22 protein-coding genes are annotated in these 20,647 nt (G+C 66.1%); 10 read left to right on the plus strand and 12 right to left on the minus strand.

Annotated features, from left to right (window positions below):
• Position 1 precedes the first annotated feature (1 nt).
• From cpaB to AC1DNC_RS09680, 6 genes are all read left to right on the plus strand, one after another.
• A complete protein-coding gene (cpaB, locus tag AC1DNC_RS09655) occupies positions 2 to 778 on the plus strand; it encodes a Flp pilus assembly protein CpaB (RefSeq protein WP_476862345.1) in 777 nt (258 codons plus the stop codon).
• Positions 775 to 1,968, plus strand: a complete 1,194-nt coding sequence (locus tag AC1DNC_RS09660) for a CpaE/TadZ family protein (RefSeq protein ID WP_476862346.1) — start codon at positions 775 to 777, stop codon at positions 1,966 to 1,968. Before cpaB ends, AC1DNC_RS09660 begins: the two co-directional genes overlap by 4 nt.
• On the plus strand, positions 1,968 to 3,485 hold the full coding sequence (locus AC1DNC_RS09665) for a CpaF family protein (RefSeq protein ID WP_476862347.1): 1,518 nt from the start codon (positions 1,968 to 1,970) through the stop codon (positions 3,483 to 3,485). Before AC1DNC_RS09660 ends, AC1DNC_RS09665 begins: the two co-directional genes overlap by 1 nt.
• 7 nt (positions 3,486 to 3,492) lie before the next feature.
• Positions 3,493 to 4,425, plus strand: coding sequence for a type II secretion system F family protein (locus AC1DNC_RS09670; RefSeq protein WP_476862348.1), 933 nt, complete (start codon positions 3,493 to 3,495; stop codon positions 4,423 to 4,425).
• A 7-nt stretch (positions 4,426 to 4,432) separates the two neighbouring features.
• Complete coding sequence (locus AC1DNC_RS09675; RefSeq protein ID WP_476862349.1) at positions 4,433 to 5,314, plus strand: type II secretion system F family protein; 882 nt, start codon at positions 4,433 to 4,435, stop codon at positions 5,312 to 5,314.
• A gap of 165 nt (positions 5,315 to 5,479) precedes the next feature.
• Positions 5,480 to 5,938: an Hpt domain-containing protein gene (locus tag AC1DNC_RS09680; RefSeq protein WP_476862350.1), complete on the plus strand. Its 459-nt coding sequence runs from the start codon at positions 5,480 to 5,482 to the stop codon at positions 5,936 to 5,938.
• Here AC1DNC_RS09680 and AC1DNC_RS09685 read toward each other — a convergent pair.
• Complete coding sequence (locus AC1DNC_RS09685) at positions 5,935 to 6,699, minus strand: response regulator transcription factor (RefSeq protein ID WP_476862351.1); 765 nt, start codon at positions 6,697 to 6,699, stop codon at positions 5,935 to 5,937. The genes AC1DNC_RS09680 and AC1DNC_RS09685 overlap by 4 nt on opposite strands.
• Positions 6,700 to 6,947: 248 nt before the next feature.
• On the opposite strand from AC1DNC_RS09685, the gene AC1DNC_RS09690 reads away from it, so the two are divergent.
• The gene (locus AC1DNC_RS09690; RefSeq protein ID WP_476862352.1) at positions 6,948 to 8,636 is read left to right on the plus strand and encodes a sensor histidine kinase; all 1,689 of its coding nucleotides are present in this window, start codon (positions 6,948 to 6,950) and stop codon (positions 8,634 to 8,636) included.
• Between the two features lie 125 nt (positions 8,637 to 8,761).
• Here the strand turns inward: AC1DNC_RS09690 and AC1DNC_RS09695 are convergent, their stop codons facing one another.
• The 8 genes from AC1DNC_RS09695 to AC1DNC_RS09730 form a co-directional block, all read right to left on the minus strand.
• Positions 8,762 to 9,652 (minus strand): tRNA pseudouridine synthase A, encoded by an 891-nt coding sequence (locus AC1DNC_RS09695; protein WP_476862353.1) that lies wholly within the window; start codon positions 9,650 to 9,652, stop codon positions 8,762 to 8,764.
• Between the two features lie 31 nt (positions 9,653 to 9,683).
• Entirely contained in the window at positions 9,684 to 10,250 is a 567-nt protein-coding gene (gene rplQ / locus AC1DNC_RS09700; protein WP_476862354.1) for a 50S ribosomal protein L17, read from the minus strand.
• A gap of 75 nt (positions 10,251 to 10,325) precedes the next feature.
• The gene (locus tag AC1DNC_RS09705) at positions 10,326 to 11,336 is read right to left on the minus strand and encodes a DNA-directed RNA polymerase subunit alpha (RefSeq protein ID WP_024366109.1); all 1,011 of its coding nucleotides are present in this window, start codon (positions 11,334 to 11,336) and stop codon (positions 10,326 to 10,328) included.
• A 126-nt stretch (positions 11,337 to 11,462) separates the two neighbouring features.
• Complete coding sequence (gene rpsK / locus AC1DNC_RS09710; protein WP_018773682.1) at positions 11,463 to 11,864, minus strand: 30S ribosomal protein S11; 402 nt, start codon at positions 11,862 to 11,864, stop codon at positions 11,463 to 11,465.
• Positions 11,865 to 11,915: 51 nt separating this feature from the next.
• Complete coding sequence (gene rpsM / locus AC1DNC_RS09715) at positions 11,916 to 12,290, minus strand: 30S ribosomal protein S13 (RefSeq protein ID WP_476862355.1); 375 nt, start codon at positions 12,288 to 12,290, stop codon at positions 11,916 to 11,918.
• Between the two features lie 183 nt (positions 12,291 to 12,473).
• Entirely contained in the window at positions 12,474 to 12,587 is a 114-nt protein-coding gene (gene rpmJ, locus AC1DNC_RS09720) for a 50S ribosomal protein L36 (protein WP_009358722.1), read from the minus strand.
• A gap of 69 nt (positions 12,588 to 12,656) precedes the next feature.
• Positions 12,657 to 12,878 (minus strand): translation initiation factor IF-1, encoded by a 222-nt coding sequence (gene infA, locus AC1DNC_RS09725; RefSeq protein ID WP_009358723.1) that lies wholly within the window; start codon positions 12,876 to 12,878, stop codon positions 12,657 to 12,659.
• A gap of 181 nt (positions 12,879 to 13,059) precedes the next feature.
• Positions 13,060 to 14,019 (minus strand): P1 family peptidase, encoded by a 960-nt coding sequence (locus AC1DNC_RS09730; RefSeq protein WP_476862356.1) that lies wholly within the window; start codon positions 14,017 to 14,019, stop codon positions 13,060 to 13,062.
• 234 nt (positions 14,020 to 14,253) lie between these two features.
• Here AC1DNC_RS09730 and AC1DNC_RS09735 point away from each other — a divergent pair, with 234 nt between their 5' ends.
• The 3 genes from AC1DNC_RS09735 to AC1DNC_RS09745 all read left to right on the plus strand — a co-directional run bounded on the left by AC1DNC_RS09735 (position 14,254) and on the right by AC1DNC_RS09745 (position 17,539).
• Positions 14,254 to 15,204: a carbohydrate ABC transporter permease gene (locus AC1DNC_RS09735; RefSeq protein WP_476862357.1), complete on the plus strand. Its 951-nt coding sequence runs from the start codon at positions 14,254 to 14,256 to the stop codon at positions 15,202 to 15,204.
• Positions 15,201 to 16,127 (plus strand): carbohydrate ABC transporter permease, encoded by a 927-nt coding sequence (locus tag AC1DNC_RS09740; protein ID WP_476862358.1) that lies wholly within the window; start codon positions 15,201 to 15,203, stop codon positions 16,125 to 16,127. The genes AC1DNC_RS09735 and AC1DNC_RS09740 overlap by 4 nt, the downstream gene beginning before the upstream one ends.
• A 65-nt stretch (positions 16,128 to 16,192) precedes the next feature.
• The gene (locus AC1DNC_RS09745) at positions 16,193 to 17,539 is read left to right on the plus strand and encodes an ABC transporter substrate-binding protein (RefSeq protein ID WP_476862359.1); all 1,347 of its coding nucleotides are present in this window, start codon (positions 16,193 to 16,195) and stop codon (positions 17,537 to 17,539) included.
• Between the two features lie 126 nt (positions 17,540 to 17,665).
• On the opposite strand, the gene map is transcribed toward AC1DNC_RS09745, so the two are convergent.
• The 3 genes from map to secY all read right to left on the minus strand — a co-directional run bounded on the left by map (position 17,666) and on the right by secY (position 20,488).
• Positions 17,666 to 18,493, minus strand: a complete 828-nt coding sequence (gene map, locus AC1DNC_RS09750; RefSeq protein ID WP_476862360.1) for a type I methionyl aminopeptidase — start codon at positions 18,491 to 18,493, stop codon at positions 17,666 to 17,668.
• 109 nt (positions 18,494 to 18,602) lie between these two features.
• The gene (locus AC1DNC_RS09755) at positions 18,603 to 19,172 is read right to left on the minus strand and encodes an adenylate kinase (protein ID WP_476862361.1); all 570 of its coding nucleotides are present in this window, start codon (positions 19,170 to 19,172) and stop codon (positions 18,603 to 18,605) included.
• 5 nt (positions 19,173 to 19,177) lie between these two features.
• Entirely contained in the window at positions 19,178 to 20,488 is a 1,311-nt protein-coding gene (gene secY, locus AC1DNC_RS09760; RefSeq protein ID WP_476862362.1) for a preprotein translocase subunit SecY, read from the minus strand.
• Between the last annotated feature and the right edge of the window lie 159 nt (positions 20,489 to 20,647).

Below are 20,647 nucleotides of genomic sequence, written 5' to 3' on the forward strand. Positions count from 1 at the left end.
CGTGAAGTCACGCTTATTGGCAGGACTGGCCGCCGTCGTGCTGGCTATCGTCGGTGCCATCCTCGTCGTCAGCTACGCCCAGGGCGCCGACACCCGCGCCGTTCAGAACCTGAATCCTGTCTCCGTCATGGTGGTGCAGCGGGCCGTTCCCGCCGGCACCCCGGTGACGTCTCTCGCGGCGTTCGTCACCAGCGAGGAACTCCCCGGCAAGGCCGTCTCCAAGACTGCGCTGAAGAATCTCGACAACGAGACCGGCAAAGTCACCGCCGTCGACCTGGTACCGGGCGAACAGCTCGTGGCAGAACGGCTGGTCCAACCGGAAGAGCTGAAGACCAGCGGATCGGTGCAGGTGCCCAAGGGGCTGCAGGAGGTGTCTTTCCAGCTTGAACCCCAGCGGGTGGTCGGCGGCCGCATCGCTCCAGGCGACCACGTCGGAATCTTCATCAACCTGAAGGATGGCGGCATCGAGGCCAAGCCGGAGAAGCAGACAACGCAGCTGTCCGTGCACAAGGCCCTTGTAACGGCGGTCCAGCGTGCCCCCGCAACCACGCCCACTCCGCAGCCCTCGGCGAGCGGATCGGCCGCGCCGGCCGAGGACACCTCGCTCCCGGTGGGCTCGATGATCGTGACCGTCGCCGTCGACGACGTGGCCGCAACGAAGATTGTCTACGCCTCCAACTTCACGGATGCGGCGAGCATCTGGCTGAGCCGGGAACCGCTCGACGCCAAGGACAGCGGCCGCCCCGGAATCATCACCCGACCGGAGGTCTACAAGTGAGCCGCTTCGTCCTCATCACCCCCAACACCGACTTCGACGCGCGGGTCCGGCAGGCCGTTGCTGGCGGGCTACCGGGCGGCGTCCAGACTTTTGCCTACGTCAACCCGGCGGACCCCGGCGAGCTCTTTGCCAACCTCAACCAGGAGCGTCCCGAGGTGCTGATCCTCGGACCCGACGTTCCGGTTGAAGATGCGCTGCGGCTCGCCACCGTGTTCGACGTGCAACTGCCCGAGCTGAGCGTGATCCTGGTCGGCGAACCCGACCCGGATTTTGTGCTGCTGGCGATGCGCGCCGGGATCCGGGACATCCTTAGCCCCGCCTCGGACCCTGCCCAGATCCGGGTTCTGCTCGAACGCGCCTGCCAGTCCTATGCCAGCCGGACCCGGGCCACGGCCGTGCAGCAGCCGGACAACAACCCCAAAGGCCTGGTGATCGGCGTCTTCTCCCCCAAGGGCGGCGTCGGCAAAACCACCATCGCCACGAACATCGCGATCGGGCTGGGACAGGTCGCGCCGATGAGCGTGGTGATCGTGGACCTGGATCTGCAGTTCGGCGATGTGGCCTCCGGCCTGTACCTGAATCCGGAGCACACCGTCACCGACGCCGTTTCCGCGTCGGCAAGCCAGGACTCGCTGGTCCTCAAGGCCTTCCTCACGGTCCACCCGAGCAGCATCTACGCCCTCTGCGCACCCCGCACCCCCGTAGAGGCGGATGACATCACGCCCCAGCAGGTCAGCCGGCTGATCGAACAGCTCGCGCAGCAGTTCCAGTACGTCGTCGTGGACACCGCCCCCGGCCTGCCCGAGGTGGGCCTGGCCGCCATGGAACAGTGCACCGACGTGGTCTGGGTCAGTGCGATGGACGTGCCCAGCATCCGCGGCCTCCGCTCGGGACTGGAAATCCTCCGTCGGCTCGACCTGCTTCCGGAAACCCGTCATGTGGTCCTGAATATGGCGGACTCCAAGTCCGGGCTCAGCGTCCAGGACGTCGAAGCCACTATCGGCGCCCCGGTGGACGTGAGCATTCCGCGCTCCAAGGCGGTGGCCTATTCCACCAACCGCGGGATCCCGGTCCTGCAGGACGGGCGCAAGGATCCGGCCGTGAAAGGCCTCCGGCAGCTGGTGACGCGCTTCGACCCGGCCTGGCGGGCCACCGCCCAGAAGAAGCTGCACCGACGGGTGGTTGTCTAGTGAAGCTCTCCGAACGCCTCTCCGCAGCCGAAGCCGGCGCCCAGCCGCAGCCCGCAGCACCGACGCCGTCGGCGGCCCCAGCGACGGCGGCGGCCACCGCCGGCCGACCGCTCCGTCTCTCCTCCCCGGCGGAACCGGCGCGTCCCGAGCCGTCGCGCCTCGCGGCGGCGGCCGCGCCGTCGTCCGTGGACCACCACGACGCCGCCCGCACCAAGGGCCAGCACCCGGTGGATGCCTTCGCCGCGCTCAAGGAGCGGGCGGCCACCGCCCTGTTCGAACGGATGGGCACGCGCTTCAACGACTCGGCGGTCACGGAAGACGAACTGCGCGCCACCGCACGCGACGAACTGACCCGCATCATCGACGCCGAACAGGTGCCGCTGTCCACCGAGGAGCGCACCAGGCTGGTCCGCGACGTCGCGGACGACGTGCTGGGGTACGGGCCGCTCCAACGGCTGCTGGATGACCCCGCGGTCACCGAGATCATGGTCAACCGGATGGACCAGATCTACGTGGAACGCAAGGGCCAGCTCACCCTTACCGATTCGCGCTTCAGTTCGGAGGACCACCTGCGCAAGGTGATCGAACGCATCGTCTCCAAGGTGGGACGCCGGATCGATGAGTCGTCCCCGCTCGTGGACGCGCGGCTCGAGGACGGCTCCCGCGTCAACGCGGTCATCCCGCCGCTGGCAGTCGGCGGCTCCTCGCTCACCATCCGAAAGTTCAGCAAGGTCCCGCTCACGGTGCGCAACCTGATCGACTTCGGCACCCTGACGCCCGAGATGGCTGAGCTGCTGAACGCCTGCGTCCGGGCCAAGCTGAACATCATCGTCTCCGGCGGCACCGGCACCGGCAAGACCACGCTGCTGAACGTCCTCTCCTCCTTCCTGCCGCACGACGAGCGCATCGTCACCATCGAGGACGCGGTGGAACTCCAAATCCAGCAGGAACATGTGGTGCGGCTGGAGAGCCGGCCGCCCAACACCGAGGGCAAGGGCGAGGTCACCATCCGCGATCTGCTGCGCAACTCCCTGCGCATGAGGCCGGACCGGATCGTGGTGGGTGAGGTCCGCGGCGGCGAGTCCCTCGACATGCTGCAGGCCATGAACACCGGCCACGACGGCTCGCTCTCGACCGTCCACTCAAACTCCCCGCGCGACGCCGTCGCCCGCCTCGAGACCTTGGTGCTGATGGCTGGCATGGACCTTCCCCTGCGCGCCATCCGCGAGCAGATCGCGTCCGCGGTGAACTTGATCGTGCAGATCTCCCGTCTGCGGGACGGCACCCGCCGCATCACGCATGTCACCGAGGTGCAGGGCATGGAGGGGGACATTGTCACCCTCCAGGACGCCTTCGTCTTTGACTACTCCGCCGGGGTGGACGCCCACGGCCGGTTCCTTGGCAAGCCAGTGGCCACCGGGATCCGGCCGCGCTTCATCGACCGTTTCGAGGACATGGGCATCTACGTCTCCCCCAACGTCTTCGCGGCGCCGCTGGCGCCGGCCGGCAAGGCGTGATCCGGCCATGACGCTGACTCTCGGCATCGCCTTCCTCGCCGCCGCCCTCCTGCTGCTGGCCATCACCGTCCTCTCGCCGGGGACCGCCCGGGTTCCGCTGGACCGACGTCGGCCGGTCCAGGCTTCACCGGACTCCTCGCTCAGCCGGTTCGCCGGCTCCGCGGTCAACCTGGCGGAAGGCTTCCTGGCGCAGCGGAAGATCAGGCTCTTCAACCGGGATGCCCTGGAACAGGCGGGTCTGCGCATGGGCCAGGGCGACTTTTACGTCCTGCTGGCTGTCGGCGCCTTTGTCGGGGCGCTGGCCGGCTTCGTGGTCGCCGGCCCGCTGCTGGCCCTCCTGCTGGTCCTGCTCGCCCCGGTGGCGGGGCACCTCGCCCTGAAGGTCCTCGCCGGCAAGCGTCGCGCAAAGTACGATGACCAGCTCGGCGACACCCTGCAGTTGCTGTCCGGCGGCCTGCGCGCCGGGCACAGCATCCTGCGGGCCATCGACGCCGCCGGCAGCGAATCGCAGAGCCCCACCGCGGAGGAAATGCGCCGTGTCATCACCGAAACGTCCCTGGGCCGCGACCTGCTGGCCTCGCTCAGTGACACCGCGGAACGGATGCGCAATGAAGACTTCGTCTGGATCGCCCAGGCCATCCAGATCAACCGCGAGGTGGGCGGCAACCTCGCCGAGGTGCTTGACCAGGTGAACGAGACCATCCGCGAGCGCAGCGAGATCAAGGGCCACATCAAGTCCCTCGCGGCGGAGGGGAAGTTCTCCGCCTACATCCTGATGGCCATGCCGGTCGGCATCGTGATCATGCTGATGCTGGTCAATCCCGGCTATATGAACGTCATGTTCACGAATCCGCTGGGCTGGGGCATGATCGCGGCCTCCGTGATCCTGATGACGATCGGCGGCCTGTGGATGCGCAAGATCATCGACCTGAAGTTCTGAGGCCCGGATGAGTCCCCTGATCCTGTGTTCCCTGCTGCTGGTTTGCTTCCCGTCGGCCTACCTGACCTGGTCGGTCCTCTCCGTGGACCGGAAGTCCCAACGTGCCATCCGCGAAATGCTGTCGCTGGGCACCGGACCCGCCGAATCCGCCGGTCCCAGGGAGAGCGCCCTGCTGGAGCGGATCGGCCACCGCCTGACGCCTCCGGCGTACGTCCGGAAACTCGACCGGCTCTTGTCCCTTGCCGGACGCCCCGCTTCGCTGCCGCTGGGCCGGGTCCTGGCAGCCAAACCCCTGCTGGGGCTGCTGGGTGCGCTCCTGGGTCTCTGGCTCGCCAGCACTCCGGCGCCGCTCTTGAAGCTGGTGGGCTTGTTCGTGATGCTCCTGGGCTACTTCATCCCGGACCTGCTGCTCTACAGCAAGGGCCAGGAACGCCAGAAAATCATGCAGCTGGAACTGGCCAACACGCTGGACCAGATGCTGATTTCGGTCGAGGCCGGCCTGGGGTTTGAGGGCGCCATGGCGCGGGCCGGTGAAAACGGCAAGGGCCCGCTCGCCGAGGAACTGGTCCGCACCCTGCAGGACATGCAGGTGGGGCGCAGCCGACGGGAGTCGTACCAGGCGCTGGCGGAGCGGACCAACATCCCGGAGCTGCGCAGCTTCGTCCAGGCCGTGGTGCAGGCGGACACCTACGGCATTGCCATCAGCCGCGTGCTCCGGATCCAGGCCAAGGTAATGCGCGTCAAGCGCCGCCAGCGGGCCGAGGAGAAGGCCATGAAGCTGCCGGTCACCATCCTGTTTCCCCTGCTGTTCTTCATCTTCCCGGTGCTCTTTATCGCCATCCTGGGACCTGCCGTGATTAACGCCATCGAGACCTTCAGCGGCCACTGACCGGCCGGCATGTTCGCGGCAGACGGCCCGCCAGGGTGCCCCAGAAACAACCGGCGAAAGTGCCCGCAAGTTTGCCGCAAAGGGCGGGACAAGGATAGCCGCAAGGTTTCCGCAGGAAACCCCGCCCCCTCCGGCGCCGGTCCGGACAGCTAGTACCGTAGTGCCATGTCTCTTTTAGCTCCCGGCCCTGACGACGGAATCGCGGGATCCCTGCTCGCCGCCGATGCCCCCGCGGGCGGGGCCGGACTGACGGCGCCGCTGCCCGAAACGGCCCCGCTGGTGGACCCCGCTGCGCTCCAGACCCTGGGCGAGCAGCTGGACAGCGCCGCCGTCGCCAAGGGCTTCGCACGGGACTACGCCGAGATGTGGGCCCAGCGCTATGAGTCGCTGGCCGGGGCCTTGGAGCGCCGTGACCAGGCCTCGGCCCTTGACGCGGTGCTGAGCGTCAAAACGTCCTCGTCGATGGTCGGCGGGCTGCGCCTGGCCGAACTCGCCGGCGAACTCGAGGAAGCAATCCGGGACGGGAACCTCGGACTGGCCGCCTCCCGGCTGGGCGAGGTTGCCGCGCGGGGCAGCGAAACCGTCGATGAGCTGCAGTTCAGCTACATTCTCTGGGAGCGCTAAGAACGAACAGGTGCCAGGCGGTAGCCCACGCCGCGCACCGTCTGGAGCCAGCGCGGCTGCACCGAATCCTCCCGGAGCTTCCGGCGCAGGTTTCCGATATGGACCTCGACGGCCCGTTCGTCGGATTCGCTGATGTAGGCGTCGGCCCGGTAATACTCTCCCCGCACCACACGGACCAACTCGGTCTTGGACTTCACTGCCCCGGCGCCGCGAAGCAGCGCGTGCAGGAGGTCGAACTCACTGCGGGTCAAAGCGAGCGGCTCGTCGTCGACCGTCACCGAGCGCATCTCGGGGTTCAGGGCCAACCCGTTGTGCCGCAGCACGTTGTCCGGAACGGCAACGTCGGCGCCCGGTCGTCCCGGCGCCGCCGTCGATGCGCCCTGGCCCTCACTCCGCGGCCGGCGCATCATGGCAGCCACCCGGGCCCGCAGCTCACGGGGCCGGAACGGCTTGGTCAGGAAGTCGTCGGCGCCGGTGTGCAGCGCCGTGAGCGTGTCCAGTTCGTCCGTCCGCGCGGTCAGCATGACGATGTAGGCATCGCTGAACTGCCGGATCCGGCGCAGCACCTCATAGCCGTCAATATCGGGGAGGCCCACGTCCAGCGTGACCACACTGGCTTCCCGCTGCCGGACGACGTCGACCCCCGCACGGCCCTCGGCCGCCGAGTGCACCTCGAAACCGGCCTGCCGGAGCACCGCCTCCACGAGGTTGCGCACATCCGCGTCGTCTTCAACAACGACGGCCACCCCAAGGTCAGTCATGCCACCCTCACATCCGATGCTGCTCCGTCGGCTGGCGGTGGACAAGCCCCCGCCGCCGCTACGAAACCGGGGCCCCATGCCCCGATGCCCAGCCCGTACCCAAGGGACACGGGCTACGCATGTCCTGCCACAATACCCACAGGAGGCCTCAATTTCGGCCTCCGGCGCAGTAACACGGACAACAATAATATGTTTGATGTCAAGCAGGTGTGACAGCAATGTAAACTCCAGATGCGAGGAAGGGGCGCTTGGCATTGGATGAACAGCGGCTGTTTCGTGGCGCGGGGGTGGACCGCCACCTAGCAACCCTGCATCCGCGTGCCCGGGTGCTGCTCAGCCAGCTCCCGCTTGTGTTGCTGTTCAGCGCCGGCCTGGCGTCCACACCGGCCGCGTGGGACCTGCATTTGACCAGCGGTTGGGGCCAGGCGGCCCTCACGCTCCATGCCGCACTCCTCCTGGCCTGCCTCCTCGTCCCGTGGCAGCGGTTCGGACCGCCGGCTTCCCTGGTCATTCCGGTTCTTGACCTCGCCGCGATCGGCCTCAGCCGGGTCGCCGCCGCGGAAGTAGTGCCCGGCCTCGGCGTGCTGTCCGTGCTTCCCGTCGTCTGGATAGCCGCCTCGCAGCTCTCCCCCGCCGCTATCGTGTCGGTCAGCTTCTTTGGACCGCTGCTGGCAGGCCTGCCGTGGTGTTTCGCCGCCGGCCCCGAAGACAGCCCCGGCCGCAGCGCCACAGTGGTGTTGCTGGCACTGATGACCCTGGCGGTCGCGCTGGCCATGCAGTTCGTCAGGGCGCAACTGCGGCGCCAGCAGCGCAGGGTTGAAGCCAAGGAGGCGGAGTTGCAGGCCCTCCTCGCGGAGAGCCGGGAGCGCGAGCGGCTGCTCAACACCATCCTGGACACGGTCGACGTCGGCATCGTCGCGATTGGTGCGGACGGGCGGCGCCTGCTCACCAACAGCTGGCAGGCCCGGCTGGAGGCGTCCGCGGCAACCGCCGGGCCGGCCGGGCCAGGTGATCCAGGCTGGGAAGAGCAACTGCTGCTGACCGGACGGGACCAGGCCACACCGCTCCCGCCCGGCCGGCGCCCGCTGCGCCGGGCCCAGCAGGGCGAATCCTTCACGGACCACTTGGTCTACTTCGGGGAAGCGCCCGGCAGCCGGGTCGTGTCCACCGGGGCGAGGCCGCTGAAAGACGACGACGGCGGTTTCGGCGGCGCCGTCGTGGTGTACAACGAGGTCACCGGGCTGGTCAATGCCCTCGCCGCCAAGGAGGACGTGGTCGCGACGGTTTCGCACGAGTTCCGGACACCCCTGACGTCGATCATCGGCAATCTGGACCTGGTGTTGGGCGATGACCTGCCGCTGCCGGTGCTGCGCCGGATTGAAGTGGCGCAGCGCAATGCCGAGCGGCTGCTGGCGCTCGTCTCGGATCTCCTGATGTCCGCCAGCTCCGCGGTGCAGGTCCACCCGCGGAAAACCGACCTGGCCGGGCTGGTGGAGGCAAGCCTCGGCTCGGCGCAGGCGCATGCGCAGTCCTCGCGCGTTTCGCTGGCGATGGACGTGCCGGCGCCGCTGTGGGCGAATGTGGACCCGCTGCGGATCGGCCAGGCCCTGGACAACCTCGTCTCCAACGCCATCAAGTATTCACCGGAGGGCGGCGCCGTCACTGTCACGGCCAGGGAGGACGACGGCCGGGTTCTGCTGCAGGTGGAGGACAGCGGCATCGGCATGACCGCCGCGGACGCCGAACGGGTCTTCACCCGCTTCTTCCGGAGCCCGGCGGTGCGCGACGGCGCGATCCCAGGGGCCGGGCTGGGCTTGTCCATCACCAAGGCGATCGTGGAGGGCCACGGCGGCTCCATTAGCTGCAGCACCCTCCCTGGCTGCGGAAGCACCTTCACCGTGGACCTCCCGACGGACGGTCATCCGGCCGCTTTTTAGTCTCACGGGTGCGTCGCCGGGCTCCCATTTCCCCAGCTTCGACGCCGTCGGCCGGCGTGTTGCGCCGACCCGCCCCCCTTGTAGGGGTTTCGCCGCGGCAAAGGTGGGGAAAATCAGCGGCCGGGCTACTCGCGCCTGGCCCGCGTCAGTTCGGCCCGGGCCAGCAGTCCGCTCGCTGAGGGGTACGCCACCTCTTCGAGTACCAGTGGATGCGGGGCGGCGAGGACGGAGCGCGCATCCCGCTGCCGGGCGATCAGGCGTTCGTACAGCCACCCGGGCTGTTCGACGCCGGTTCCGACGTAGAGCGCCGACCCCACAAGCGAGCGAACCATGTTGTGGCAGAAGGCGTCCGCCTGCACGGTGGCGACGATGACGCCGTCCGCGCCGCGGGTGAACTCGAAACGCTGCAATTCCCGGATGGTCGTGGAGCCTTCGCGGGGCTTGCAGTAGGACCGGAAGTCCTGCAGTCCCAGCAGTTGGGCGGCCCCTTCGTTGAGCAACGCGGTGTCGAGCCGTTCCTTGTGCCAGAGCGTCGTATACCGGCCGAGCGGGTCCCACAGCGCCGGCCCGTCAGCGATCCGGTAGCTGTAGCGCCGCCAGAGCGCGGAGAAGCGCGCGTCGAAGCCTTCCGGGGCCAGGGCAGCGCGGTGCACCTCAATTGCGCCGCTGAGCTCACCCAGCCCCCGGCTCAGGGCACCGCGGAGCCGCCGGAGCAGCGCCGCCGAGGGGTCAAGCTCGGCCCCTCGGTTCAGTCCCCGCCATTCCGCCTCGCTCAGGTCGAGGTGGACCACCTGCCCCCGTGCGTGCACGCCGGCGTCGGTGCGCCCGGCCACGGTCACGCGGACGGGTCGTCGGATCAGCAGGGCGAGGGCTTCCTCCAGGACGCCCTGCACGGTGCGGCGGCCAGGCTGCAGCGCCCAGCCGCTGAAGGGGCGGCCGTCGTACGACAGATCCAGCCGGATACGCAAAAACCCGCCGCCCCCCATAACGGGGGCAGCGGGTTTGAGCTCATTCATAGACTTAAGTCTATAAGAAGGCCTTAGCGAATTACTTCGCGTCCTTCTCGGACTCGGCAGCAGCTTCCTCAGCGGCCGGAGCCTCTTCGGTCTCTGCAGCTTCGGTCTCTGCAACCTCAGCCTCGGGGGCCTCTTCGGTCTCCGCAGCTTCGGTCTCGGCAACCGGAGCGGCCTCGGCCTTGTCGGCGTCGCGCTTGGCAGCGGAAGTAGCCTCGGCTACCACGGCCTGCTTGGCGGAAACCGGCTCGAGGACCAGTTCGATGACAGCCATGGGAGCGTTGTCGCCCTTACGGTTGCCGATCTTGGTGATGCGGGTGTAGCCACCATCGCGGTTCTCCACTGCCTGTGCAATGTCGGTGAACAGCTCGTGGACGACGCCCTTGTTGCTGATCAGGCCGAGCACACGACGGCGGGAAGCCAGGTCGCCACGCTTGGCGAAGGTCACCAGGCGCTCTGCGTAGGGCTGCAGTCGCTTGGCCTTGGTCACCGTGGTGGTGATCCGCTTGTGCTCGAACAGTGAAGCTGCCAGGTTCGCGAGCATGAGACGCTCGTGAGCCGGGCCGCCTCCGAGGCGCGGACCCTTAGTGGGGGTAGGCATAACTATTTCTCCTCATATGGAAGCCGGCGGGCTGTGCACGCTGCGGTGCGTCCAGCCTGCTGGCCAAGATCTGTTTTAGAGCTCGTCGTCGCTGAAAGCGGCGTCGTCCTCTTCGATGGCTGCGGCGCGGGCTGCGAGATCGAAACCGGGAGGGGAGTCCTTGAGGGACAGACCCAGTTCAACAAGCTTCGCCTTGACCTCATCGATGGACTTCGCACCGAAGTTACGGATGTCCATCAGGTCAGCCTCGGAGCGGGCAACGAGTTCACCCACGGTGTGGATGCCCTCACGCTTGAGGCAGTTGTAGGAACGGACGGTGAGGTCCAGATCCTCGATCGGCAGGGCCATGTCTGCTGCCAGGGCAGCATCCGTCGGCGACGGGCCAATCTCGATACCTTCAGCTGCGGTGTTCAGCTCGCGAGCCAGACCGAACAGTTCCACCAGGGTGGTGCCTGCCGAAGCAACGGCGTCGCGCGGGGCGATTGCCTGCTTGGTCTCGACGTCGACAATCAGCTTGTCGAAGTCGGTGCGCTGCTCAACACGGGTAGCTTCCACGCGGAAAGTAACCTTCAGCACCGGCGAGTAGATCGAGTCGACCGGGATACGGCCGATCTCGGAGTCGCCGGACTTGTTCTGAGCTGCCGAAACGTAGCCGCGGCCGCGCTCGATGGTCAGTTCGAGCTCGAACTTGCCCTTCGAGTTCAGCGTGGCAATGTGCAGATCCGGGTTGTGGAATTCGACGCCGGCCGGCGGAGCGATGTCCGCGGCGGTGACGACTCCCGGGCCCTGCTTGCGCAGGTAAGCAACAACCGGCTCGTCGTGCTCGGAGGAAACCGACAGGTTCTTGATGTTCAGGATGATCTCGGTGACATCTTCCTTGACACCCGGAACCGTGGTGAACTCGTGCAGCACGCCATCGATCCGGATGCTCGTTACAGAGGCACCGGGGATGGAGGAGAGCAGGGTACGGCGGAGGGAGTTTCCGAGGGTGTAACCGAAGCCCGGCTCCAGCGGTTCAATGATGAAACGGGAGCGGTTATCGGAGACGACCTCTTCGGAGAGGGTGGGGCGCTGTGCAATGAGCACTTAGGTTTCCTTTCGGCGAGCATCCGCTATATGACGCAACACAGGTGGTGGAAAGATCGGTCTAATGACTTAACACGGCTGGGCTTGCCCGGACCCGTGGGGGTCCGGGCAAGCACCGGCTAAGACTTAGACGCGGCGGCGCTTCGGCGGGCGGCAGCCGTTGTGCGCGCTGGGGGTTACATCCTGGATGGATCCAACCTCGAGGCCAGCGGCCTGCAGCGAACGGATTGCGGTCTCGCGTCCGGATCCCGGTCCCTTGACGAACACGTCAACCTTGCGCATGCCGTGCTCCTGTGCACGCTTTGCGGCGGCTTCGGCGGCCATCTGGGCAGCGAACGGGGTGGACTTGCGGGAGCCCTTGAAGCCAACCTCACCGGACGAAGCCCAGGAGATGACAGCACCGTTCGGGTCCGTGATGGACACGATGGTGTTGTTAAAGGTGCTCTTGATGTGCGCCTGGCCCAGCGCGATATTCTTCTTGTCCTTCTTACGCGGCTTGCGAACCGCGCCACGAGTCTTCGGGGGCATTATTTCTCCTACAGAAAGTTATTGGGGGAAGACGAGCTGATCCCGGAGGATTTAGCGGGTCTTCTTCTTGCCGGCGACGGTCCGCTTCGGACCCTTGCGGGTACGGGCGTTGGTCTTCGTACGCTGTCCGCGTACGGGCAGGCCCTTGCGGTGACGCAGGCCTTCGTAGCTGCCGATTTCAACCTTGCGGCGGATGTCAGCGGCTACCTCGCGGCGAAGGTCACCCTCAACCTTGTAGTTGCCTTCAATGTAGTCACGCAGCTGGACGAGCTCGGCGTCGGACAGGTCCTTGACCCGAACGTCCGCGCTGATGCCCGTGGCAGTCAGGGTTTCGTGTGCACGGGTCTTGCCCACGCCGTAGATGTAAGTAAGCGCAATTTCCAGCCGCTTTTCGCGGGGAATGTCTACGCCAGCGAGACGAGCCATAGTGGCAGTGCTCCTTGAATAAACCGGAGGTCGTAGGCAGTACACCCGCACAATCCGTACGGCCCCAGCCTCCGACCGGGGGTTAGCTGTCCGGACTCGTTATTGCTCAGTGTCCCAGATCAGCTTGTGCTGCCTTTTATTTACTTGCGTGGGTTAGCAACCCAGGGTTTCCCGTGAAGGAAATTAGCCCTGGCGCTGCTTGTGGCGCGGGTTCTCGCAGATCACCATGACCCGGCCATTACGGCGGATCACTTTGCACTTTTCGCAGATCTGCTTGACGCTCGGCTTGACCTTCATGGCGTTCCTTTGCGTGTTGCAGTTGGTCAGCTGGTCCGGCCTTCAGCTGTTGCCGAGGCCGCCCAGTGTTTACTTGTAGCGGTAGACGATACGACCACGTGTCAGGTCATAAGGGCTCAGCTCCACCACTACCCGGTCCTCAGGGAGAATCCTGATGTAGTGCTGGCGCATCTTTCCAGAGATGTGCGCCAGAACGATGTGCTTGTTGGTGAGCTCAACGCGAAACATCGCGTTAGGCAGCGCCTCGGTCACAACGCCCTCGATCTCAATGACCCCGTCCTTCTTGGCCATACCCTCCGCTAACTGTTGTTGCCACAGCCCCTCCGGCTTGCACCGGCGATCACTGCGGACGATTTTAATTGCTTGTTTTGCTAGCTTGCCTGCAGCCACCTGGCCACAAAAGGGCACAACAGGGCAGACAACCAACAGTCAACACTACGGCATTGCGGGCCGAATGTTAAATCCAGCCATGCTAGCGCACTCGGTCCCGGTATGCACGAAAGCGCCCCGCCGGAGTCTCCACCTCGAGTGCCGCGGCGATCCCGTCCAGGATGGCCAGCCGCACGACGTCGGCTGCCGCGCTTTGCAGGGTAATCAGGCTCAGCTGGCGTGCGGCACCGCTGCTGCGGTCCAACGGGAGCGCCCCGGTCGCGAGGCAAAAGACCGTGTCCCCGTCGGCGAGGGTGTGACTGGGGTCCAGGGCCCGCGCCAGCCCCGCGTGGGCGGCCGAGGCCGTGCGCTTGCACTCCGCCTTGTCCAGGATGGCGTTCGTCGCGACGACGACGAGGGTGGTGTTGAGCGCGGGCGGCACTGAGGTTCCGGCTGGGCCGTGGCCGGCTTCCGCCGCAAAAGGTAACCCGAGCGCGTTCACCACGGCGAGGGCCCCGACGACTACCGGGCCGTCCGGGGAGATGTTCTCCAGGGTGATGGAGGCGGTTCCCACTCCCCCTTTATACGTGCCCCGGCCGATCAGGGCTCCGGTGCCGGCTCCGGTGTTGCCGCGGTCGACGTCGTGCCCCTCCTGGCGGGAAGCGGCGTCGGCCGTGGCTGCATAACCCATCGCGGCGTCGGGGCGGGCGCCGAAGTCACCGCCGCGGCCCAGGTCGAAGATGGCGGCCGCGGGCACGATCGGCACCACCCCGCCGTTTACCGCGAAGCCCCTCCCCTGTTCTTCGCACCAGCGCTGGGCCCCGTGGGCGGCCGCCAGCCCGAAAGCGCTGCCGCCGGTCAGGACCACGGCATCGACCGCGGTGCTCAGGGTGGTGGGGTCGAGCGCGTCGGTCTCGTGCGTACCGGGGCCGCCGCCCCGGACGTCCACCGAACCGGCCGTGCCTGGCGGTGGCAGGACCACCGTGACGCCGCTCAGCCAGCCCTCACCGGTCCGGGAGGCGTGACCCACTCGGATCCCGGGAACATCCGTAATCGCAGTCATGGCTCCATTGTGCGCCTCACTGCCGGGACATCAGGCGCGGCGATCTCCCGGCTGGCAAACGAACGTTATGGAATACTGCAACCAACAAGAGGTAAACGGGCAAGGAAGCCTGACATAACAATGCTCTGACAAGGCCTTGTGCGGGGTTCCGCCCATCCAGTGTGTGGTGAAGTGTTCTTGATCCCCCCGCCCAACTGCCTGCCCTCGGCAGGCCCGGATCCGTTAGAGACCCCTATGACTAGACAATTGACTGACAGTCCGGCGACTACCGCCGGGGCCGTCACACGGGATCAGCGCCGGGGACGCTGGTCCGCCCGGACCCGCAGGGACTTCATTGTGTTCCTGGCGCTGGCCCTGCCGAACCTGGCACTGATAGCGGTGTTCACCTACCTCCCGCTCATCAACAACATCTACTACTCCACGCTGGACTGGACGCTGGGCTCCGCCTCCGCGACGGTCGTCGGCCTGGACAACTACATCAACTTCTTCACCAGCGCCGACGCCCCCAAGGTGTTGGGCACCACGGCCATCTTCACCGTCATCACGGTCGGCGGCTCCATGGTGCTCGGGCTGCTGGTGGCACTCGCCCTGAACTCGAAGGTCCGGGGCACCACCTTCGCGCGATCCGCCGTCTTCGCCCCCTACGTGCTCAGCGGCGTCGGCGTCGGCTTGGTCTGGCTGTTCATCTTCGACCCCGGCTACGGGGTGCTGTCCTGGCTGCTCCGCGGCATCGGGCAGCAGAGCCCGCAGTGGATCAACGATCCGCAGCTGTCCCTGGTCATGGTGATCACCGTCTACATCTGGAAGAACCTCGGCTACTGCGCCGTCGTCTACCTCGCCGGCCTCCAGTCGCTCCCGAAGGACGTCATGGAAGCCGCATCGCTGGACGGCGCCAACGGGTTCCGCCGCTTCATCAGCATGTCGGTCCCGCTGCTCTCCCCCACCACGTTCTTCCTGCTGATCACCACGATGCTCAGTTCCCTGCAGGCCTTCGACCTGATCCGGATCATGACCCCGCTCGGCAACGGCACGTCCACCCTGATCTACGAGGCCTACCTGCAGGCGTTCGGCGCCTTCAACCGGGCCGGCTACTCGGCCTCCATCTCCGTGGTCCTCTTCGCCATCCTCCTGGTCATCACCGTGCTGCAGGTGCGGTTCGTAGAACGGAAGGTGCACTACTCGTGAGCACACTCTCTCCCGTGAACCCCGACCCCGCTGCCAGCACCGGGCCAGTTCAGCGCCCCGAGGATCCGCAGCAGCGCCCACGGCCGTTTTCCCGCGCCAACCTGGCCCAGACCATCGCCACGGGCTACCTCCCGCTCATCCTCGCCACCCTCGTGGTGGTCTTGCCGCTGTTCTGGATGGTGCTGAGCTCCTTCAAGCAGCCCGGGGAGATCGTCACAACGGACCTCAAGATCCTCCCGGAGAGCGTGAACCTGGACAACTACCACGTCGCGATGACGACGGTGCCGTTCGCGCAGTTCTTCGTGAACAGCCTGATCGTCACCACGGTGGGATCCACCGTCAAGGTGATCCTGGCTATCCTGACGGCCTACGCCCTGGTCTTCGTCCGCTTCCCGTTCAAGAACGTCATCTTCATCGTCATCCTGGTCGCCCTCATGGTGCCGCCGCAGGTGTCCATCCTGCCCAACTACATCCTGATTGCGGGCATGGGCGGAAAGAACACCCTGTGGGGAATCATCCTGCCCGGGCTGGGGACCGCGTTCGGCACGTTCCTGCTGCGCCAGCACTTCATGACGCTGCCCGGCTCCATCCTGGAAGCTGCCGAGATCGACGGAGCGGGCCACTGGCGCCGGCTCTGGCAGGTCGTCGTCCCGGTCTCCGGTCCCTCCATCGCGACGGTTGCCCTGGTCACCGTGGTGAGCGAATGGAACGACTACATCTGGCCGCTCATCATCACCGACCGCCCGGAAACCATGACGCTCCCGGTGGGCCTGACCCTGCTGCAGAACTCGGAAGGCAACGGCTCCGGCTGGGGCATCCTGATGGCCGGCGCCGTGCTGGTGATCGTACCGATCCTGCTGGTTTTCGCGGCCCTGCAGCGCTACATCGTGGCCGGACTCACCCAGGGCAGCGTGACCGGGTGACCCGACCTCCCTCCCCCGAAACAACCCATCATCACAACGAGTCAACCCTTTTGAGAGGATCCACCATGGCAATCAATCTCGGCCGCAGACACTTCCTTGGCCTGGCCGGCGCGGGCGCAGGAGCAGCAGCCCTGTCGGCCTGCGGCGGCCCGTCCACGAGTGGCGGCACCGGAGCTTCCGGCGCGGCGGACATCGATTTCAGCGGCGTGAAGCCTGCCTCATCCATCGACTTCTGGACCAACCACCCGGGCAAGTCCCAGGACGTGGAAAAAGCGATTATCGAGAAGTTCCAGGCCAAGTTCCCGGAGATCAGGGTCAACCTGATCACCGCGGGCGCCAATTACGAGGAGATCGCACAGAAGTTCCAGACCTCGCAGGCGGCCAAGTCCGCCCTGCCCGGCCTCGTGGTGCTCTCGGACGTCTGGTGGTTCCGGTACTACACCAACGGCAACATCATCCCGCTCAACAGCTTGATCAAGCAGCTGGATATCAAGGTTGACGATTTCCAGAAGTCGCTCGTCGCGGATTACCAGTACGCCGACAAGCAGTGGGCCCTCCCCTACGGCCGCTCCACGCCGCTGTTCTACTACAACAAGGACCACTTCAAGGCCGCCGGTCTGCCGGACCGGGCACCCAAGACCTGGCAGGAGTTCGCCGAGTGGGCCCCGAAGCTCAAGGCCAGCTCCGGCGCCCAGTACGCCTACATCTACCCGGCGCTGGCCGGATACGCCGGCTGGACCCTGCAGAACAACCTCTGGGGCTGGGGCGGCAGCTGGTCGAACGGGTGGACCATCAACTGTGATTCCGCCGAGTCGGTGGAGGCGCTGCAGTGGGCCCAGGACTCGATCTACAAGGACAAGTGGGCCGGTGTTTCCTCCAAGGAAGCTGCGGACGACTTCGCGGCAGGCATCACCTCCGCCACGATCGCTTCCACCGGTTCCCTGCTGGGCGTGCTGAATTCGGCCAAGTTCAACGTCGGCGTCGGCTTCCTGCCGGGCGGTCCGAAGAAGGAAACCGGTGTGTGCCCCACCGGCGGCGCCGGGCTCGGCATCCCCAGCGGTGTCAGCAAGGAGGTCCAGCTCGCTGCCGCGACCTTCCTGAAGTTCATGACCGAGCCTGAGAACACCGCTGCATTCTCGGCCGCCACCGGCTACATGCCCACCCGGACCTCGGCCGACATGACCGCGGTGCTCGCCAAGACGCCGCAGATCAAGACGGCCATCGACCAGCTCGCGGTCACGCACGTGCAGGACAACGCCCGGGTGTTCCTGCCGGGCGCGGATCAGGAGATGGCCAAGGCCGCCGCGAAGATCCTCACCCAGCAGGGCGACGTCAAGGCGACCATGACCGAGCTCAAGACCACCCTTGAGGGCATTTACACCAAGGACGTGAAGCCGAAGCTGAAGAGCTGACGCCGTGCCCCCTGCCTGAGAATGCGACGAATCCCTGGCGACGCTGGTAGTCCAGCATTGCCAGGGATTCGTCGTTTAACGGCCGCTGAGGCACGCCGCTGTTCCCCGCTGTTCCCCGCTGGCCGGCTACGGGATCGGGACAGGCACGACGCCGAGGGGCGCCAGCTTCGCGGCTCCCCCGTCGGGCGCGGAGAGCACCCAGATCCCCTTCTCGTGCACCGCCACGGAGTGCTCCCACTGGCAGGAACGCTTCCCGTCGGTGGTCACCACGGTCCAGTCGTCGTCGAGGGTAGCGGTTTCAATGCTGCCGCGGACCAGCATGGGTTCGATCGCCAGGCAAAGCCCGGGACGGATCTTGGGCCCGCGGTGGCTCGTCCGGTAGTTCAGCACATCCGGGGCCATGTGCATCTCGGAGCCGATGCCGTGGCCCACGTAATCCTCCAGGATGCCAAGCGGCTTGCCCGGCACCGAAGACACGTAGTCATCCACCGCGTTGCCGATGTCACCGACGAACTTGCCGGTGGCCAGCGCCGCTATGCCATGCCACATGGCCGCCTCGGTGACGTCGGAGAGCCGCTGGTCCTCCGGGTCGGCCGTCCCCACGATGACGGTCCGCGCCGAGTCGGAGTGCCAGCCGTCCACGATCGCGCCGCCGTCGATCGAAATGATGTCCCCGTCCTTGAGCACACGGTCGCCCGGGATGCCGTGCACCACTTCCTCATTGACCGAGGTGCAAATGGTCGCCGGGAAGCCGTGGTAGCCGAGGAAGTTGGATTTCGCCCCTGCCTCCTGGAGCACGCCGGCAAACACGGCGTCGAGGTCCCGCGTGGTGACCCCGGGGACCGCGGCGGCCACAGCGGCGTCCAGCGCACGGCTGAGGACGAGCCCGGCTTCGTGCATGGTCCGCATCTGGGCGTTGGTCTTGTATTCAATGCGGGTCTGGCCGAATGCCATCCTCAGCGTCCTTTCGGTGGTGCCGCTCCGCCCGGCGTGGGGATTGCGGAGAAATGGCTGAGGCTCCTCCCGGCAGTGCGGGAGGAGCCTCGATAGTCACGGGCCCGGATCAGGCGGACTGGGCCGCTTTGATGGCCTGCATGACGCGGTCAGTGACCTCGTCGATGCCGCCGATGCCGTCGACCTGGGTGAGGATGCCGCGGTCGGCATACTTGGCCACGACGGCCTCGGTCTGGCCGTGGTAGAGGTCCAGGCGGTGGCGGATCACGGCTTCGTTGTCGTCGCTGCGTCCGGTGTCCTTGGCGCGGCCCAGCAGGCGGGTGACGAGTTCCTCGTCATCGGCCGTGAGCTGCAGGACGACGTCGAGCTTCTGGTCGCCGTCGGCGAGGATCGCGTCGAGGTAGTCCACCTGCGCCGTGGTGCGCGGGTAGCCGTCCAGCAGGAAGCCGGCTTCGACGTCGTCTTCCGTGAGGCGGTCCCGGACCATCTTGTTGGTGACGCTGTCAGGAACGAAGTCGCCCGCGTCCATGTACTTCTTGGCTTCAATGCCGAGCGGCGTCTCACCCTTGACGTTGGCCCGGAAGATATCGCCGGTGGAGATCGCAACGACGCCGAGGCGCTCCGAAATACGCTCCGCCTGCGTTCCCTTGCCGGAACCGGGAGGTCCGATAATCAACATTCTCGTCATCGCAAAAGCCCTTCGTAGTGACGCTGCTGTAGCTGAGCATCAATCTGCTTGACGGTCTCCAAACCTACGCCCACCATGATCAGGATCGAGGTGCCACCGAACGGGAAGTTCTGGTTGGCATTGATCAGGACCAAGGCAATCAGCGGGATCAGGGCCACAAAGCCCAGGTAGATCGCGCCGGGCAGGGTGATCCTGGAAAGCACATACTGCAGGTAATCCGCGGTCGGCTTGCCGGCACGGATACCCGGAATGAAGCCGCCGTACTTCTTCATGTTGTCAGAAACTTCCTCAGGGTTGAAAGTGATCGCAACATAGAAGTAAGTGAAGAACACAATCATGGCGAAGTACAGGGCCATGTAGATGGGGTGGTCACCGCGGGTCAGGTTGTTGTTGATCCACTCAACCCACGGCGCGACGGGCTCGCCCGGCGCAGGCCGGTTGAACTGGGAGATCAGGCCCGGCAGGTACAGCATCGAGGAAGCGAAGATGACGGGAACGACGCCGGCCATGTTCACCTTGATGGGGATGTAGGTGCTCGTCCCGCCGACGGTGCGGCGGCCGATCATGCGCTTGGCGTACTGCACCGGGATGCGGCGCTGGGACTGCTCAACGAAGACCACCAGGGCGACGGTCAGCAGGCCGATGACGAGCACCATGAAGAAGGTGCCCGGGCCCTGCGCCTTCCAGATCGCGCCGAGGGAGGTCGGGAAGCCGGCGGCGATGGAAGTGAAGATGAGCAGCGACATGCCGTTGCCCACGCCCTTCTCCGTCACGAGCTCGCCCATCCACATGATCAGGCCGGTGCCGGCCGTCAGCGTGATGATGATCAGGATCGTGGTGATGATGCTTGAATCCGGGATGATCGGCAGCTGGCAGTTCGGCAGCAGCTGGCCGGAGCGTGCCAGGGAGACCAGCGTCGTGGCGTTCAGGAGGCCCAGCGCGATCGTCAGGTACCGGGTGTACTGGGTCAGCTTGGACTGGCCCGAAGCGCCCTCTTCGTAGAGCTGCTGGAACCGGGGAATGACCACGCGGAGCAGCTGGACGATGATGCTGGCCGTGATGTACGGCATGATCCCGAGCGCGAAGATCGAGACCTGCAGCAATGCACCGCCGCTGAACAGGTTGACGAGCTGGTAGATCCCGCCCGAGGTCTGACCGTTCTGCAAGCATTGCTGGACATTCTGGTAGCTCACACCAGGCGAGGGGATGAAGGCACCCAAGCGGAAGATTGTGATGATTCCCAGCGTGAACAACAACTTGCGTCGCAGATCAGGCGTGCGAAAGGCCCGGCCAAATGCGCTAAGCAAGCGTCCTCCTGAGTAATAAGTAAAGTCGTGTGAGATAGGTCAAATAAACCCAACAACCGAGTCTAACGGGTGGATGCGCCCGGCGAACAATCGGCGGGGCCGTGAAATGGAAAAAACTCCCGGCACCGGGGGCCTGAGCCCCACGGTGCCGGGAGTTTC

The sequence above is a fragment of the Arthrobacter sp. 01N442 genome, from assembly GCF_056399345.1.